Below are 2,672 nucleotides of genomic sequence, written 5' to 3'. Positions count from 1 at the left end.
CTAAAGGCGTAGAAAGACCCCGCATAGGAGTAGTCTCGCTCGCGCACCTGATAGGGCGTCTGATTGACATACAGCACAATGGCTATACCGGTCATGAAGAAGAGCGAAAGGATGATCCAGAAGTTCTGCCTGCTCCGCTCTCGTCGGCTCAGCAGCTGGGCAATCAGTCCCAGGAGACCGAGGATGAGGGGCAGCATGAAGTAGCGATTGTGTCCGGGGTTGTCGGTCACAAAGGAGGGTAGGTCCGTTTGCGGTCCGAGGAATAGCCCGTCTATGAAGGGGATGCCTGTGATCCAATTCCCCTTCGTCAGCTCTCCCTGTCCCTGGATGTCATTCTGTCGGCCGGAGAAGTTCCAGAGGAAGTACCTCCAGTACATATAATTGAGCTGGTAAGAGAAGAAGTAACGGAGATTCTCACCGAAGGTCGGCAGTGTCACCGTCTCCGCCTTCCCCGCCTGGTTCACCGTCTTCGTCTCTCCCTTCACCTCACCCCAGATCTCATACCCCTGCTTAAAGTGGGGCATCATATTGCTGTAGACGCGCGGGAAGAGCATCTTCATATCGCTCCTGTAGACCAGCGAGCTACTCTCCTGACGCTCGTAGTGATCTGGGTCATCAGGAGAGAGCTTATTGGTCCGGGCGTAGGTGACCTTGGTGGTCGTCACCGGCCGCCCCTGAGCATCGTACTCCGGCAGAGAGGCGTAGGTCTGTCCATAGATCAGCGGGGTACTCCCATACTGCTCACGAGAGAGGTAGTACCGGAGTGCAAAGACATCAGCAGGGGTATTCTGATTCATCGGGATATCAGAGTTCGCTCTCACCAGGATCACACCATAGGTGCTGATACCGGCGAAGAGGAGTCCCATCGCCATGGTCAGGTGCGCCAGTCGGTGAGCATCTGTCCGCTTGGAGTACCAGAGGTACCAGACAAGGGCAGCAATCACGATGATCGGGACGATCCAACCGCTGCCCATAAATGGGATCCCCAGCAGGATGCAGGTGGAGAGGAAGCCCACTCTGAGGAGGGTCATCGGCACCGGTCGTCTCATCGATGCATAGACGGTCAGACTCATCACAAGCGCCAGCACCAGGACGTAGCAGATCAGACCGCTATTGTAGCTGAGCCCAAGGGTATTAACGAAGAAGAGGTCGAAGTAGCCCGCCACCTCAGGCACACCCGGTATGATCCCGAAAAGGATCACCGCAACAAGGAGGAAGGAGAGCAGCGTAGCCACAAGTCCGCCCTTCCACGTTGCCTTGTCCGTCCGCTTGAAGTAGTATACCAGCGCCATCGCTGGGATCGCCAGCAGATTGAGCAGATGGACCCCGACACTCAGTCCCATAAGGTATGCTGTCAGTAGGAGCCAGCGATCCTCCTTGATCGGATTGCGCGTCTCCTCCCACTTCAGTATGAGGTAGAAGACGAGCGCTGTGAAGAAGTTCGAGAAGGCGTACACCTCGCTCTCCACCGCGCTGTACCAGAAGGTGTCGGTGAAGGCGTAGGTGAGCGAACCCACCAGGGCGCTCCCCAGTGCAATCCACGCATAGTCAGCGGGGATATCTGCCTCCTCGCGCCATGAGGCGGTGCGGAGGATGAAAGAGCGCCGGATCAGGTGGCTGATCGTCCGGAAGAGGAGGAGTATCGTCAGACCGGAGAGGAGTCCGCTCAGGGCATTGCCCGCTATGGCTATCCAGTCGCCATGAGCAGGAAAAAGCTCAGCAAAAGCATTGTATGCCAGCATATAGAATGGGGCACCCGGCGGGTGACCCACCTCTAGTTTGTGGAAGGTGGTAATGAACTCAGGGCAGTCCCATACCGAGGCACTCTTCTCCATGGTCACCCAGTAGACGATGGCAGAGATGGCAAAGACGAGCCAGCTCATACCACGCTCCAGGCACTTGTAGTTACTTCGTTGCATACTTATCTTCTCATCTGACCGTGACGTCACGATCAGTTGCAAAAGTAATGATTTTAGTCCGATAGGGATCCCCTTTCCCCGACCTGTCATAGGGCTGACGCATTTGAGTTTTACCTCGCGCGCCCGATCCCACAGGGACTTACCCCCCGGTCCCCCTCCTCCGACACCCCGCTCCCTACCGATCCTGCATTCATCCCCTATGCCTGCGGGAGGCGGATCCCGTCAGGGATCCTCGGCGCCGGGGAGTGTCGTATCGAGCTGGATAGAGTTCGGTGAATTCTAAACCCGGTATTAGTCATCACTAAACCCGGTAATAGTGATGACTAATACCGGGTTTAGTTTGGGGGTGTAGGGCTGATGCATTTGAGCTATACAGTAAACCATCTGATGCCCGTCAGAGAGGCTGATGCTTAGGGAGCGAGCATCCTTGTGATTGCGGTTACGCTGCTGATGGACGAGTCTCAGACGCGTCAGCCCTGTGACCTGTCATCCCTTTTCCTTTCCTGCCCCCCGTCGAGACTGTGGAGTACCTTGCCTTGATTAGGAAAAATATGGTATTTTTGGACAAAAGAAGACATTAAGTATGATAGGAGCAATTATCGGGGATGTGACAGGCTCATCCTATGAGTTTGACAATAATACGGAGGACTACGACCTCGACCTCTTCCGTGAGGGGACGACCTTTACGGACGACACTGTCTGTACTATAGCTGTGGCGGATGCGATCTTGCACCACAAGTCTTACGAGTCTGC

General features: G+C 55.4%; 1 protein-coding gene. It reads right to left on the bottom strand.

Features of this window, described 5'->3' with window-relative positions; all coding sequences use genetic code 11:
- A partial coding sequence (locus tag Q0F21_RS07000) for a DUF2723 domain-containing protein (RefSeq protein ID WP_297238605.1) occupies window positions 1-1,919 on the bottom strand: 1,919 nt, incomplete at its 3' end.
- Between the last annotated feature and the right edge of the window lie 753 nt (window positions 1,920-2,672).

The organism is uncultured Porphyromonas sp. (assembly GCF_934359325.1).
Lineage (GTDB): Bacteria > Bacteroidota > Bacteroidia > Bacteroidales > Porphyromonadaceae > Porphyromonas_A.
The sequence above is the reverse complement of the archived record's forward strand: the minus strand, read 5'-3'. Positions and strand labels throughout refer to the sequence as shown.